This is a genomic window from Allobosea sp. (assembly GCF_030694325.1).
Classification (GTDB): Bacteria; Pseudomonadota; Alphaproteobacteria; order Rhizobiales; family Beijerinckiaceae; genus Allobosea.
Genome location: NZ_JAUXYO010000041.1, coordinates 1 through 14646, shown reverse-complemented (window position 1 = coordinate 14646; position 14646 = coordinate 1). Strand labels below are relative to the sequence as shown.

14 protein-coding genes are annotated in these 14646 nt (G+C 67.4%); 5 read left to right on the top strand and 9 right to left on the bottom strand.

All coding sequences use genetic code 11. From position 1 onward, the window contains the following. Both thiD and scpA read left to right on the top strand, forming a co-directional pair. On the top strand, positions 1-639 hold a 639-nt coding region (gene thiD / locus Q8M82_RS02040), incomplete at its 5' end, for a bifunctional hydroxymethylpyrimidine kinase/phosphomethylpyrimidine kinase (protein WP_305689713.1). Further along, complete coding sequence (scpA, locus tag Q8M82_RS02035) at positions 636-2801, top strand: methylmalonyl-CoA mutase (protein ID WP_305689712.1); 2166 nt, start codon at positions 636-638, stop codon at positions 2799-2801. The genes thiD and scpA, both read left to right, overlap by 4 nt. Positions 2802-2861: 60 nt before the next feature. On the opposite strand, the gene Q8M82_RS02030 is transcribed toward scpA, so the two are convergent. The 5 genes from Q8M82_RS02030 to Q8M82_RS02010 form a co-directional block, all read right to left on the bottom strand. Continuing rightward, positions 2862-3131, bottom strand: a complete 270-nt coding sequence (locus Q8M82_RS02030) for a hypothetical protein (protein ID WP_305689711.1) — start codon at positions 3129-3131, stop codon at positions 2862-2864. Positions 3132-3270: 139 nt separating this feature from the next. Then, the gene (locus Q8M82_RS02025; protein WP_305689710.1) at positions 3271-4059 is read right to left on the bottom strand and encodes an ABC transporter permease; all 789 of its coding nucleotides are present in this window, start codon (positions 4057-4059) and stop codon (positions 3271-3273) included. Then, positions 4056-4949: an ABC transporter permease gene (locus tag Q8M82_RS02020; RefSeq protein WP_305689709.1), complete on the bottom strand. Its 894-nt coding sequence runs from the start codon at positions 4947-4949 to the stop codon at positions 4056-4058. Before Q8M82_RS02020 ends, Q8M82_RS02025 begins: the two co-directional genes overlap by 4 nt. Before the next feature lie 17 nt (positions 4950-4966). Then, positions 4967-6121 (bottom strand): ABC transporter ATP-binding protein, encoded by a 1155-nt coding sequence (locus Q8M82_RS02015; RefSeq protein WP_305689714.1) that lies wholly within the window; start codon positions 6119-6121, stop codon positions 4967-4969. Between the two features lie 43 nt (positions 6122-6164). Next, the gene (locus Q8M82_RS02010) at positions 6165-7277 is read right to left on the bottom strand and encodes a polyamine ABC transporter substrate-binding protein (RefSeq protein WP_305689708.1); all 1113 of its coding nucleotides are present in this window, start codon (positions 7275-7277) and stop codon (positions 6165-6167) included. Between the two features lie 129 nt (positions 7278-7406). Here Q8M82_RS02010 and Q8M82_RS02005 point away from each other — a divergent pair, with 129 nt between their 5' ends. After that, positions 7407-8144, top strand: coding sequence for a DUF3750 domain-containing protein (locus Q8M82_RS02005; protein WP_305689707.1), 738 nt, complete (start codon positions 7407-7409; stop codon positions 8142-8144). 109 nt (positions 8145-8253) lie between these two features. On the opposite strand, the gene Q8M82_RS02000 is transcribed toward Q8M82_RS02005, so the two are convergent. Then, positions 8254-9537, bottom strand: a complete 1284-nt coding sequence (locus Q8M82_RS02000) for a cystathionine gamma-synthase family protein (RefSeq protein WP_305689706.1) — start codon at positions 9535-9537, stop codon at positions 8254-8256. Positions 9538-9684: 147 nt separating this feature from the next. Between Q8M82_RS02000 and Q8M82_RS01995 the strand changes: the two genes are divergently transcribed. Then, entirely contained in the window at positions 9685-10143 is a 459-nt protein-coding gene (locus Q8M82_RS01995) for an Lrp/AsnC family transcriptional regulator (RefSeq protein ID WP_305689705.1), read from the top strand. Positions 10144-10147: 4 nt separating this feature from the next. Here Q8M82_RS01995 and Q8M82_RS01990 read toward each other — a convergent pair whose 3' ends face one another. The 3 genes from Q8M82_RS01990 to Q8M82_RS01980 form a co-directional block, all read right to left on the bottom strand. Beyond that, the gene (locus Q8M82_RS01990; RefSeq protein WP_305689704.1) at positions 10148-11044 is read right to left on the bottom strand and encodes an alpha/beta hydrolase family protein; all 897 of its coding nucleotides are present in this window, start codon (positions 11042-11044) and stop codon (positions 10148-10150) included. Positions 11045-11101: 57 nt separating this feature from the next. Further along, positions 11102-12112 (bottom strand): alpha/beta hydrolase, encoded by a 1011-nt coding sequence (locus Q8M82_RS01985; protein ID WP_371126201.1) that lies wholly within the window; start codon positions 12110-12112, stop codon positions 11102-11104. 122 nt (positions 12113-12234) lie between these two features. Continuing rightward, a complete protein-coding gene (locus tag Q8M82_RS01980; RefSeq protein ID WP_305689702.1) occupies positions 12235-13410 on the bottom strand; it encodes an alpha/beta hydrolase in 1176 nt (391 codons plus the stop codon). Positions 13411-13529: 119 nt separating this feature from the next. On the opposite strand from Q8M82_RS01980, the gene meaB reads away from it, so the two are divergent. Continuing rightward, positions 13530-14516, top strand: coding sequence for a methylmalonyl Co-A mutase-associated GTPase MeaB (meaB, locus tag Q8M82_RS01975; protein WP_305689701.1), 987 nt, complete (start codon positions 13530-13532; stop codon positions 14514-14516). The last annotated feature ends 130 nt before the right edge of the window (positions 14517-14646 follow it).

Genomic DNA, 14646 nt, shown 5'->3' with positions numbered 1-14646 from the left:
ATCGACGCCGTCTTCGAGGATCTCGATGTCGCGGCGGTGAAGATCGGCATGCTGGCGACGGCCGAACTGATCGAGACCGTGGCCGAGGGGCTGAAGCGCCACAAGGCGCGCAACATCGTGCTCGACCCGGTGATGGTCGCGGCCTCGGGCGCGCGGCTCTTGGAAAACGAGGCCGTCGCCGCCATCCACCGCCATCTCTTCCCGCTGGCAACGGTGATCACGCCGAACCTGCCGGAAGCCGCCGCCCTGCTCGGCACCAGCGAGGCGGAAACCGAGGACGCGGTCGAGCGGCAGGCGGATGCGTTGGCCGCGCTCGGCGCCGCCAATGTCCTGATCAAGGGCGGGCATGGCGGCGGCGACAGCAGCTGCGATCTGCTCCTGCTCGCGGGCGGCAGCCGCCAGCGCTTCGCAGCGCCGCGCCTCACCACCCGCAACACCCATGGCACGGGCTGCACCCTGTCATCGGCCATCGCTTCTGGGCTGGCGAAGGGGCTCTCGCTGCCGGAAGCCGTCGGCCAGGCGAAGACCTATATCTCGGCGGCGATCGCGGCGGCCGACGAGGTTCCGGTTGGCCATGGACACGGGCCGGTGCATCATTTCCACCACTGGTGGGATCGTCAGGACGGGAGACAGCCATGACAGCCATCCCGGATTTCACGATGCTGGACTTTGCCGACGGCGCTGAGCCCGCCTCCGCCGCACTGCCGGCCGGCGAGGCCTGGCTGACGCCCGAGGGCATCCCGGTCAAGCCGGCCTACGGTCCGGAGGATCGCGACGGCCTGCCCTTCGTCGACACGCTCCCGGGCATCGCGCCCTATCTGCGCGGTCCCTACCCAACCATGTATGTCAACCAACCCTGGACGATCCGGCAATATGCCGGTTTCTCCACGGCCGAGGATTCCAACGCCTTCTACCGGCGCAATCTCGCCGCCGGCCAGAAGGGGCTCTCGGTCGCCTTCGATCTGGCGACGCATCGCGGCTATGATTCGGACCATCCGCGCGTCGGCGGCGATGTCGGCATGGCCGGCGTTGCGATCGATTCGATCTACGACATGCGAACCCTGTTCTCCGGCATCCCGCTCGACCAGATGAGCGTCTCGATGACGATGAACGGCGCAGTGCTGCCGGTGCTGGCGCTCTACATCGTCGCGGCCGAAGAACAGGGCGTGCCGGCCGCCAAGCTCTCGGGGACCATCCAGAACGACATCCTCAAGGAGTTCATGGTCCGCAACACCTATATCTACCCGCCCGGCCCCTCGATGCGGATCATCGGCGACATCTTCGCCTACACTTCGGAGAACATGCCGAAGTTCAACTCGATCTCGATTTCCGGCTATCACATGCAGGAGGCCGGGGCGACGCAGGACCTCGAGCTCGCCTATACGCTCGCCGACGGCGTCGAATACATTCGCGCCGGCCAGCGAGCGGGCTTAGGGGTCGATGCCTTCGCTCCGCGCCTGTCCTTCTTCTGGGCGATCGGCATGAACTTCTTCATGGAGGTCGCCAAGCTGCGCGCCGGCCGGCTGATCTGGGCCAAGCTCGTCAAGGATTTCGGCGCGCAGAGCGAGAAGTCGCTGCCGCTGCGCACCCATTGCCAGACGTCCGGATGGTCGCTGACGGCGCAGGACGTCTTCAACAACGTGCCGCGCACGATGATCGAGGCGATGGCGGCAACGCAAGGCCATACCCAGTCGCTGCACACCAACGCGCTCGACGAGGCCTTGGCACTGCCGACGGACTTTTCCGCCCGCATCGCCCGCAACACGCAGATCCTGCTGCAGCAGGAGAGCGGCACGACCCGGATCATCGATCCCTGGGGCGGCTCCTATTATGTCGAGCGGCTGACGGCCGAACTCGCGACGAAGGCGTGGGGTCATATCAGGGAAGTCGAGGCGCTCGGCGGCATGGCCAAGGCGATCGAGGCCGGCATCCCGAAGCTGCGCATCGAGGAGGCTGCCGCCAAGACGCAGGCGCGCATCGATGGCGGGCTGCAGGCGATCATCGGCGTGAACTGCTTCAAGCCGGAGAACGAAGCCTCGATCGACGTGCTCAAGGTCGACAACGCCTCGGTGCGCGCGCAGCAGCTCGAGAAGCTGAAGCGCCTCAAGGCGGAGCGCAACGAGGCCGAGGTCAAGGCCGCGCTCGCCGCCCTAACCGAGGGGGCGAAGGGCCAGGCCAATCTGCTCGACCTCGCGGTGAAAGCGGCCCGCGCCAAGGCGACGGTCGGCGAGATTTCCATGGCGATGGAGCAGGTGTTCGGGCGGCACCGGGCCGAGATCAAGTCGATCTCGGGCGTCTACAAGCGGGAGGTCGGCACGATGAACCCTGCGGTCACGCGCGTGCAGATGATGACGCAGGCTTTCGAGGAGGCCGATGGCCGCCGCCCGCGCATCCTCGTCGCCAAGATGGGGCAGGACGGGCATGACCGCGGCCAGAAGGTCATCGCCTCGGCCTTCGCCGATCTCGGCTTCGACGTCGACATCGGCCCGCTCTTCGCGACGCCCGACGAGGCGGCCCGGCAGGGCGTCGAGAACGACGTCCACATCATCGGCGTGTCGTCGCTGGCGGCCGGCCATCTGACGCTCGTGCCCGAGCTCAAGGCGGCGCTCGCCAAGGCCGGGCGGCCCGACATCATGATCGTCGTCGGCGGTGTGATCCCGCCGCAGGATTTCGATGCGCTGATCGAAGCGGGGGCCTCGGCGATCTTCCCGCCCGGCACGGTCATCGCCGATGCGGCCGAGAAGCTGCTCGAGGACCTCAACGACCGGCTGGGCTATGTCCAGCGCACGGCCGCCGAATAGCGGACAGGCGCGGCCGGCGGGCCGCGCCTGTCCCATGATCACGAATGTCGCCGCGCGACACTAGCGCCAGCCGTGACCATAGCCGTAGCCGTAGCGGGGTGGCGGTGGGCGGAAGCCGTAGGCATCGGGATGCTGCCAGCGGCGCCGGCCCCAGTAGCCGTGGAAGACGGGCGGCGGCGGCCGCCAGCCATGCCGGGGCGGACCCCAACCCTCCTCGTAGCGGCCTCCGAAGGCCTCGGCCGAGGCGGGCGCCGCGATGCTGCCCGCAGTGAACACGGCAGCGCCGAGAGCGAGCCCGGCCAGCGCGGTAACGACGAATCTGCGGGCCATGATCCTTGTCCTATTGCAGGCTTGGGCCATCCCCTCGCCTTGACAATGACCATGGCGGATCGCGTCTGAACGGCGTTTGAGGCCGCCGTTCACCCGCCGTTTAGCCGAATCCGTGTCCGAGGCAGCCAGGTCGTGGTCGTCAGCCCGCCAGAGCCTGGCGCCGCTTCAGCAGCAGCGAGGCCGCGATCACGACTGTGGCGACGAAGCCGATCAGGATGGTGCAGGCGGCGTTGATCTCGGGCGAGACGCCGAGCCGGACCGCCGAATAGAGCCTCATCGGCAGGGTCGTGGCGCCCGGCCCGGTGGTGAAGCTCGCGATCACGAGGTCGTCCAGCGACAGGGTGAAGGCGAGCAGCCAGGCCGCCGCCACTGCAGGCGCGATCAAGGGTAAGGTCACCGTCCAGAAGGTCACCAGCGGCGTGGCACCGAGATCGCGCGCGGCCTCCTCGAGCGAGCGGTCGAAACCGACGAGGCGCGCCTGCACGACGATGCAGGCGAAGCCGAGGCCGAAGGTCGCGTGGGCGATCGTCACCGTCCAGAAGCCGCGCTCCACATCCGCCGCCACGAAGAGCAGCAACAGGGAGAGGCCGGTGATCACCTCCGGCATCACCAGCGGCGCCAGCGCCATGCCGGTGAAGAGCAGGCGCCCGCGGAAGCGGCCCTGCCGTGCCAGCGCCAGCGCCGCGAGCGTCCCCAGCGCGGTGGCGAGCGTGGCCGAGACGAAGGCGAGGCGCAGGCTGAGCCAGGCGGCCGACAAGAGCGCCTCGTTGGAGAGCAGCGTCCCGTACCAATGCGTCGAGAACCCGCCCCAGACCGTGACGAGCCGCGAGGCGTTGAAGGAATAGGCGATCAGCGCCAGGATCGGCAGATAGAGAAAGGCAAAGCCTGCAACGAGGGCGAGGATGAGGCCGGGGCCGAGCCGGGTCATGCCGCGCCTCCCCCCTCGCCTGCCCGCACACGCGCGCGCTGCAGCAGCGCCAGCGGCAGGACCAGCACCACCAGCAGCACGACCGCCACCGCCGAGGCCAGCGGCCAGTCGCGGTTGGAGAAGAACTCCGTCCACAAAACCTTGCCGATCATTGTCGTGTCCGGCCCGCCGAGGAGATCGGGAATGACGAACTCGCCGATGGCAGGGATGAAGACCAGTGCCGAGCCGGCGAGGATGCCCGGCAGCGAGAGCGGCAAGGTCACCGTCAGGAAGGCCCTGAGCGGCGTCGCGCCGAGATCGGCGGCGGCCTCCAGCAGGCTGCGATCGAGCTTCTCCAGCGTCGCATAGAGCGGCAGCACCATGAAGGGCAGGTAGGAATAGACCATGCCGATCAGGACCGCGGTCTCGGTGTTCAGCAGGCGCAGCGGCTGATCGCTCAGGCCGAGCGCCGCCAGTGCCATGTCGAGCAGCCCCTCGGGCCGCAGGATGCCGATCCAGGCATAGACGCGGATCAGGAAGGAGGTCCAGAACGGCAGGATCACCAGCACGAGCAGGATGGCGCGCCAGCGCGCCGGGGCGCTCGCCATCGCATAGGCCAGCGGATAGCCGATCGCGAGCGCGATCAGCGTGGTCAGCGCCGCGATGCGCAGCGAGAGGAGATAGCTCTGCCAGTAGAGCGGATCCACCCAGATCAGCCCGAAATTTTCGAGATCGAGCCCCGCCAGGAAGTCGCGCAGGGCCGCGAAGCCCTCGAAATGCGGGGCATAGGGCGGCAGTGCCGTCGCAGCATCCGACAGCGCGATGCGCAGCACCATGGCGAAGGGCGCGAGAAAGAAGAGCCCCAGCCAGAGATAGGGCACGGCCACGATGAGGCGGGCGGGTGCCTTCACGGGCGAGACCGGCCCGCTCACGGCTTCAACACCAGCCCGGCCTCGACATCCCAGCTCAGCCAGACCGTATCCTCCCAGGCGAAGGGGCGCTCGATCCGGCGCGAGCGGTTTGTCAGGGAGACCTTCAGGAGCTGGCCGTCGTCACCGCCGACCATGACCTGAACCATGGTCATGTCGCCGAGATAGCCGATATCCCAGATCTCGCCGCGGACCTTGTTGGAGCCCTGGGCCGGCTCGTCATGGCTCAGCACGATCTTCTCCGGCCGCAGCCCGACGAGGACCGGCGCGCCCGGCGACAGGGCCGGCGCCTCCTCGTTGAGCTCGACGCGCCCCGCCAGCGGCGTCGTCACGCTGACGAGATCGCCGTCGATCGCTTCGACGCGGCCCTCGATGATGTTGATGTCGCCGACGAATTCCGCGACGTGGCGGTTGACCGGCGCCTCATAAATCACGTCGGGCGGGCCGATCTGGACGAGCCGGCCATGGTCCATCACGGCCATGCGGTCGGCCATCGTCATGGCCTCGTCCTGGTCGTGGGTGACGACCATGAAGGCGGTCCCGAGCTCGCTCTGGATGTCCATCAGCTCGAACTGGGTGGCCTCGCGCAGCTTGCGGTCGAGCGCCGCCATCGGCTCGTCGAGCAGCAGGAGCTTCGGGCGCTTGGCGAGCGCGCGGGCGAGCGCGACACGCTGGCGCTGCCCGCCCGACAACTGGTCTGGGCGACGCTTGCCCAGCCCGTCCAGCTTGACCAGCGCCAGCATCTCAGCCACGCGCCGGTCGATCTCGACCCGCGGCAGCCCCTCGCGCTTCAGGCCGTAGCCGATGTTGTCGGCGACGCTGAGATGGGGGAACAGCGCATAGGACTGGAACATCATGTTGACCGGCCGCAGATGCGGCGGGACGGTGGTGATCTCGACGCCGTCGAGCAGGATTTGCCCTTCGTCCGGCGTCTCGAAGCCCGCCAGCATCCGCATCAGCGTGGTCTTGCCGCAGCCGGACGGGCCGAGCAGGGCGAAGAACTCGCGCGGGTAGAGAGACAGCGAAACATCCGCGACGGCGGTGACGCCGCCGAAGCGCTTGGTCACCCCGCGGAATTCGACGAGCGGCTGCGCGGCGGGGTCGTTCCAGGGCTGGAAGGCGCGGCGCACGCTGCCGGGCGATGCCTTGCGCATGGCGGCCGCGCCGCGCCCCTTCTGCACGTTCACGCCCGCGCCGTCACTTGCCTGTCTTCACCCGGGTCCAGAGCCGGTTCACCAGCCGCTGCGACTTCTGGTCGTAAGGCGTGATCGTGTAGAGCCGCGCCATGACCGCATCCGGCGGATAGATGCCGGGATTGTCGCGCACGGCCGCCGAGAGCAGCGGCTTGGAAGCGATGTTGCCATTCGCATACTGGATGAAGTCGGAGTTCTTCGCCGCCATCGCGGGGCGGTTGACGAAATCGACGAAGGCGAGCGCGGCGTCCGGATTGGTCGCATCCTTCGGAATCACGAAGGAATCGAACCACATCAGCGCGCCTTCCTTGGGGATGGAATAGGCGATCTCGACCTTGTTCTTGGCCTCTTCCGCGCGCTTCTTGGCTTGGAGGACGTCGCCGGAATAGCCGACGGCGAGGCAGATATCGCCGTTGGCGAGCGCGTTGATGTACTCGGAAGAGTGGAACTTCTGGATGTGCGGGCGGATCTTGCGCAAGAGCTCGCCGGCCTTGTTCAGGTCCGCTTCGGCCTTGGAATCCGGGTTGAGGCCGAGATAGCGCAACGCGGCGGGAAACATCTCCTCGACCGCGTCCAGCACATGCACGCCGCAGTTCGAGAGCTTCTTGAGATGCTCGGGATCGAACAGGATCTTCCAGCTGTCGATCACCGCATCAGTGCCGAGCCGTTCCCTGATCTTGGCGACATTGTAGCCGATCCCGGTCGTGCCCCACATGTAGTTCACGGCGTGCCTGTTGCCGGGGTCGTATTTGGCCAGCCGCCCCTGAATTTCGGGCCAGGCGTTCTTCAAATTGGGCACCTTGGCGGGGTCGATCGGCGCATAGAGGCCGAGCGGGATGTGTCGCGGCAGGAAGGAGGCGGTGACCACGATCAGGTCATAGCCGGTCTTGCCGGCGAGCAGCTTGGTCTCGACCGTCTCCATCTGGTCGAAGGTATCGTAGACGACCGTGATCCCAGTCTCCTTCTTGAAGGCGTCGAGAACCTCGGGGTCGACATAGTCGGACCAATTGTAGACGCGCAATTCCTTGTTCTGGGCGGCAGCCTGCTCCGCAACAGTCAGCGACAGGCCCAGCGCGAGACCCGAGACGATTCCCTTGAACCAGCGACCAGCCATCATGATGCGTTCGATTCCCCTCCGGACGGACGGCGCAGAAGCTAGCAGCTTGGCGCCACGTCTCAAGCCGTTGTGATCTTGCACTGCGTCGATCGACCTTGCGATGCAATAGGGCTGCCACATATTGGCGTCATGCGCGCTGCCCGCCTCCTTCCTCTCCTGTTCCTGCTCGTGTTCATCGTGCCACTGGCGACCCATGCTGCCTGGTGGTCGATGCAGGGGATGGCCGAAGACTGGCGCCGGGCCGACTGGTCGAGCGCAAAGCTCCTGCCCGCGGCATCCACCGAGCCGGAGGCGACCGTCCATGTCTTCGCGGCCCGGGTCGGCCGCTGGCGCGGCGTCTTCGCGCATCACTCCTGGGTGGTGGTGAAAGAGGCCGGCGCCAGCGCCTATACGCGCTTCGACGTCGTCGGCTGGGGCACGCCGGTACGCGTCAATCATCGCGAGGCCGACGGGCGCTGGTATGGCAACCTGCCGGAGCCGGTGGCCGAAATTCGCGGCGAGGCGGCTGAGCGGCTGATCCCGCGGATCCGCGAAGCCGTGAAGAGCTATGCCTATGTCACGCCGGGCAGCTACCAGGCCTGGCCCGGCCCCAACAGCAACAGCTTCGTCCAGCATGTGATGGCCGAGGTGCCGGAACTCGCTCGGGCCCTGCCGCCGACCGCGATCGGCAAGGATTTCCGCGAGGACGGGCTGTTCGCCGGGCTGACGCCGAGCCGCACCGGCATCCAGGCGTCGCTCTACGGACTCGCCGGCTTCACCATCGGCTGGGTCGAGGGCGTCGAGATCAACCTGCTCGGGCTGGTGGCCGGCTTCGACCTGCGCAGCCCGGCCCTGAAGCTTCCGGGCTGGGGGCGGGTCGGGGTTTAGGATAAAGCGTCATTCTCGGGCGTAGCGAAGCGCAGACCCGAGAATCTCATGCAGGAAAGAACGTGCGAGAGATGCTCGGGTCTTCGCCCGAGCATGACGTATTTCGCCCTCACACCGCCTCCAACGCCTGCGCCAGATCCGAGATCAAATCCTCGATGTTCTCGATGCCCACCGAGATGCGGATCAGCGCGTCAGTGAGCCCGATCTCCTCGCGAAGCTCCCGGGCGACGCCGGAATGCGTCATCGCGGCCGGATGCGAGACCAGCGTCTCGGTGCCGCCGAGCGAGACCGCGAGCTTCATGATCTGGAGGTTGTCGAGCAGCGCGAAGGCCTCCTTCTCCCCGCCAACGACATCAAAGGCGAAGGTCGAGCCGGCGGCGGTGCATTGCCGGTCGAAGACCGCCTTGCGGGGATCGTCGGCCGCAAGCGCACCGAGATAATGCACCTTCGCGATCTTCGGATGCGCGGCAAGGTACTCCGCGACCAGCTTGGCGTTCTCGTTGGCCCGGCTCATGCGGATGTCGAGAGTCTCCAGCGAGCGCATCAGCATCCAGCAGGAGTTGGGGTCGAGTTGCGTGCCGAGCGAACCGCGCCAGCTCTTCACCTGCCGCACCAGCGCCTCCGAACCGCTGATCGAGCCGCCGACGAGGTCGGAATGGCCGCCGACATATTTCGTCAGCGAGAGCAGCGAAAGATCGGCGCCCTGCTTCAGCGGCTTCTGATATTTGGGCCCCAGCATCGTGTTGTCGACGACGACCGGCGGGCGATGGCCCTGCGAGGCTTCGAGCTCGTCGGCGATCAGCTTGCAGGCGGCGAGATCGACCAGCCCGTTGGTCGGGTTGGCCGGCGTCTCGACCAGGATCATGCCGACGCGCCCCTTGGCGGCGGCGGCCTTGGCCGTCTCGCGCATCTGCGCGATGTCGAGCCCGTCGGTGAAGCCGAAGGCGGTGACGCCGAACGCGCCCATCTGGTTCTTCAGCAGGGTCTCGGTGCCGCCATATAGCGGACGGGAGTGAATGATGGTGTCACCGGGCCGCAGGAAGGCGAAGCAGGTCGTGGCGATCGCGGCCATGCCGCTGGCGAAGACGGCGCATTTCTCCGCCTCGTCCCAGATCGCCAGGCGATCCTCGAGGATCTCCATGTTCGGGTGGTTGAAGCGCGAATAGACCAGTCCGGGCTTCTCGCCCGGCTTGGGCTGCCGGCGTCCGGAGGTGAAGTCGAAGAAATCCTTGCCCTGCTGCGCGTTCGCAAAGACGAAGGTCGAGGTCAGAAAGATCGGCGGCTTCAGCGAGCCCTCCGACATGGCCGGCGAGTAGCCGAAGCCCATCATCAGCGTCTCGGGATGCAGCTTGCGATTGGCGATCCGGTCCTTGTGATAGCTGTCGTCGCTCATGATGGCCTCGCTGGGATAGGACTGCGTGGCGGAATACGCCTGATGTCATCTTAGACGCGGCTCGTGGCGATTGCTTGGACACTTCCAGCTCGCTAACGATCACAATCAGCGATTTTCCTCCATTTTTAAGAGACAGGGAAGCAGATCATGCTCGATAGCGTCGACAGGCGGATGCTGGCCGTCCTGCAGGAGGATGGCCGCATCACCAACCAGGATCTTTCGGAGAAGATCGGCCTGTCGCCCACGCCCTGCCTGCGGCGCCTCAAGCGTCTCGAAGAGAGCGGCGTGATCCAGGGCTATTCGGCGACCGTCGATCCCAAGGCCTATGGCCTGCCCTTCAGCGTCTTCGTCTCGGTGCGCCTCTCGCAGCAGACCCAGGAGCACATTGCCGAATTCGAAAAGGCGGTCGAAGGCTGGAACGAGGTCACCGAATGCTACCTGATGACCGGCAGCCAGGATTATCTCCTGCGGGTGCTGACGGACGGCATCGAGGGCTATGAGCGCTTCCTGAAGCAGAAGATGACACGGCTGAAATGCATCCAGTCGGTCGAGTCGAACTTCGCGCTGGCGACGGTGAAGAAGCGCATCGGCCTGCCGCCGCTGTGAGCCGCTAGCGCCCCGCGAAGAGCGCCTCCGCCGCGGCTGAAGCCATCCGCCGCGAATCATGGCCGACGCCGGGCACGACGATCTCACGCCAGCGGATGTCCACGTTCAGCCGAGCCGCCTCGGCGGCCGCCACCGTCATGAAACGCTGCCCGCGCGCCAGCCGATTCGGGCCTTGCGCCTCGGCGCCCCGGCTGTGGTTCAGTTGCGGATGGGCGGGGTCGTCGTCCCGCTCGCCCAGCATCACCAGAAGAGGCTTCGCAAGGGCCGCCGACAGCGAGGCATCGGTCGCCGGCGTGCCGACCAGTGAAAAGGGATAGGCGAAGCCGCCAGCCTCAGCCCGTAGAGGCAGGGTGTAGTAGCCGGCATTGGCGCTGATGGCGGTCAAGTACCGCGCCGCCGGCATCAGCAGCGCCATGCGGTGGACGAACTGGGCCCCCGCGGAATGCCCGAACAGAACATAGCTCGATCCCGCGACACGGCCGCTGGCCAAAGCGCGATCGAAGAAGCGCTCGACGCTCGCATAGAGCCATCGGGCTGGGTCCGTCTCGTCGCGTACGCCGCCCTGCTGGAACAGCCGCGTTGGGAAGCGCTCCCTGTCGAAATGCGGGGCGGCGATCAGCAGGCCATGGCGCTCGGCCGCCTCGACCCAGTTGTCGCGGGCGTTCTCGGCATTGCGCTCGAGGCCATGGATCGCGATCAGCAGCGGACAGGGCTTCGCCGTACAGGCCGCCGGCACATAGGTCTCGACATTGATCGGCTCGATGCCGTCGGGGGAGACGTCCTCGTGGATCGCATGGCTGCGCCCCGCCTCCTGGAAGGGCGTGAGGTCATGGGCTGCCGCGAATCGCGGCGCGCAGACCAGCAGGAGCATCGCCACCAAAGCCCGGCCGACCGTCGACATCGCTCCACGCCTCCCCGGCGCGGAGTTTGCGCCGGACGGCCCGACCGGGCAAGGCGTTCAGGCGCCCTTGCCGCGATCCATCGCCCGGCGCACGACCTGCGTGACTTCGCTGTCGGACAGGAAGAGGTCGTGCCGCAGCATGCTCCAGCCCCGGCCGGAGGTGTCGGCGACGCGGACGCCCAGCGCCTCCAGGCGGGCGCGGTCGGCCGCTCCGGCGCGCGCGACGCCGCCGGCGATGCGGGCAGAGATCGCCAGTGCCCGGTCGCCCGGGTCGATGATCAGCGTCATGCGGCGGGCGAGCGGGCCGAGCTTGCCGACCGTCTGCTCGAAGGCGTCGATATCGATGTCGGGCGAGGCCAGGACGACGGATCCGATGCGGGAATAGACGTCGGCGGAATCGCGCAACTCGCGAAGGCCTTCCAGCGTCAGGAAGGTGCCCATCGAATGCGCGACGATGTGAATGCGGCCGACCGTGGGGTTGGCGACGAGGGCCTGCAACGCCTTGACGAAGCCGTCGCGCGACCAGAGCGCGCTTTCGCGGTCGTAGGCGTAGTCAAAGAGCTTGCCGCCCGATGGCCAGGAGAAGATCGCAGTGCGGCCTTGGAATTCGAGCGAATGCGAGAGCTGGCCGGCGCTTCGCGCCGCGGATTCGAAGGTCTCGTTGTAGCCATGCACGTAGAGCAGCACGTCGCGGCCGGTCGCGGCCTGGGCAAAGGCGCGGCCGGCATCGGCGGAGGTCTGGCTTTCGAGGCCGAGAACCGCCCAGTCGCCGCTGACGGCGGATGAGACGCGGCCGGAAATCCCGTCGGCGGGCGGTGCGAGACGCGCTTCCGCGAAGGTCAGCGAGCCGCGGTCCGAGCCGAAGAAGGGCTGGCGCGGGCCGACCGGCTTGCGGGTCGTCACCACCAGCAGTTCGGGCTCCTTGCCCAGCGCCGAGGCATCGGCACGGGTCGGCTCGGAGAACGGCGAGACGGCGACTTCGCTCTGGGCGCAGGCCGAGAGCGCGAGTGCGAGCAGGGCGGCGAGCGCCGCCCGACGGCAAGAATATGCGTGCCGCAAACCAAGCATCGTGTCGGGCATCCAGTCGATGATGAGGGGGCCGAGTTGGCCAGTGCCCCCTTAACGACAGGCTAACGCGGCCAGAATGCGGCGATGCACTCCATCACCAGCGGTTAGACGCCGACCGTGGCTCAGCGGCCACCCGAGATGATGGCCGCCGGCGCCGTCACGACCAGTCCCACGGTCGATCCGACAGTTCCCGCGACGCCACCCGCGATGTCGCCGACCCGGTCGCCAAGTCCCGGCCCGGCGGTGGCGATGCCGCCATCGGCCTTCAGGCGCTGACCGATCATCTGCACGACCTTCGGCGAGGAGGCGAATTTGCTGTGGTTCAGCGGATCGCCCGACGATTCCGCCGACAGATCGATGATGCGCGCGCCGAGCTTCTCGAGATCGGCGATGATCTCCGTGTCCTTGGCGGAGACGGCGCCCAGCCGCGTCTTGTCGCCTGCGAAACGCCGCGAGAAGTCCAGCGCCCGGTCGTCGGCCGAGACGAAGACGGTGACGGGCCGCTTGATCTCGCGCATCTGCGTCTTGAAGACGTCGAGATCGACGTCGGGTGCCGCCAGGATGACGTCGCGCAGCTTGCCGCCGAAGGTGCCGTCGCCCCGGATCGAAGCCTGCCTCACGGCCTCCAGCGTCAGCAACGTGCCCATCGAATGCGCCAGGATATCCATGCGCGTCGTGCCGAGATCGCGCGCGATCGCCCGCAGGTTGAGCTCGAGGAAATCGCGCGAATAATAGGCGCTCTCGCGATCATAGGGATAGGCCAGCAACTGCCCCCGCGACGGCCAGGTGAACAGCACCGGCACGCCCTTGAACCCCGAATCATGGACGATCTGGGCAAAGCGATAGGCGGCGTCGGCGAAGTTCGTATTGAACCCGTGCACGAAGACCAGCACGTCACGCTGTGAAGCAGGCCGCTTCAGGATTTCGCGGCGGACATCGGCGACGATGGGCGCAAGGTCGAGCCGCTGCACGTTCGTCACGGCGAAATGCTTGGCCGGATCGCTCGGCCCCGAATCCGGCAGTTCGAGCTCACCGGGCTTGTGGATGCGCGGGACCGTGAAATCGAGACGCGCGAAGGCCAGCCGCGGGCCGCGCTCGCCATTGAAGTAGACAGGCTCGGACGAGGCCTCGCGCGTCGTCGCGACGAACATTTCCACCTTGCCGGCGATATCGGCGGCGGCGCTGGCGGCGGGGTTGATCTGGAGCACGCGCGGGGTTCCGCAGGCGCCCAGCGCCAGCGGCACAAGGACCGCCCACGCCAGAATCCGAAGCCGCATCACCGCGCGCGTCGTCATCATCGGCTGACTATATCTCCTGATGCGCGATGCGCGGTCGAGACGACCGCGCACCTCGCGATGAAAGCAGAGCCGACGGGCGAAACCTTGTCGCTGGACCCTCGGCCTTGCTAGGGGAGCTTATGGCCGATCCTCCCGCTCCTGTCACCGCACTGGTCGCCGGCGTGCTCGCTGGCGACAGGGCGGCGCTGGCGCGGGCGATCACGCTGGTCGAATCGCGCCGGCCCGATCACCGGCGGCAGGCGAGCGAACTGATCCAAGCGCTCCTGCCGCGGACCGGGCGTGCCGTTCGGGTCGGAATCACCGGCGTGCCGGGCGTCGGCAAATCCACGACGATCGACGCGCTCGGCAGCTTTCTCACCCAACGCGGACACAAGGTCGCCGTGCTGGCCGTCGACCCTTCATCGACCCGTACCGGCGGCTCGATCCTCGGGGACAAGACGCGCATGGCGAGGCTGGCCGTCGATCCGGCTGCCTATATCCGCCCCTCGCCCTCGTCGGGCACGCTGGGCGGCGTCGCGGCGCGGACACGCGAGACCATGCTGCTCTGCGAGGCGGCGGGTTTCGACGTCATCCTGGTCGAGACCGTCGGCGTCGGGCAATCCGAGACGGCCGTGGCCGAACTCACCGATTTCTTCCTGGTGCTGATGCTGCCCAATGCCGGCGACGAGTTGCAGGGCATCAAGAAGGGCATCATCGAACTCGCGGATATGATCGCGGTCAACAAGGCGGACGGTGCCGGTGCGACCACCGCACGGGCGGCTGCGGCGCAGTACCAGGCCGCGCTGCACATTCTGGCGCCCTCGTCTCCACTCTGGTCGACGCCTGTGGTGACGATCTCGGGCCTGACCGGAGACGGGCTCGACACGCTCTGGGCGAAGGTCGAGGATCACCGCGCCCGCCATGAGGCGAAGGGTCTGATCGCCGATAAGCGTCACCGGCAGGATGTGAAATGGATGTGGGCCATGGTCGAGGACCGTCTCAGGGCCAAGCTGCGCGACGACCCCGCGCTGAAGGCCGCGACGCCAGCGCTCGAGGCGGCTGTGGCCGCGGGGACACTGGCGCCGACGCTGGCGGCCGATGACATCGCCCGGGCTCTGGGGCTGTGAGCCGATGAGACAGGCCCGCCCGGATATTCTGGTCACGGGTTTCGGCCCCTTCCCGCGGGTTCGCGTCAATCCGACGACGGCTCTCGCCCAGGCCGTGACGAAGCGGCTCCAGGCCGCCGGCTTTGCCGCC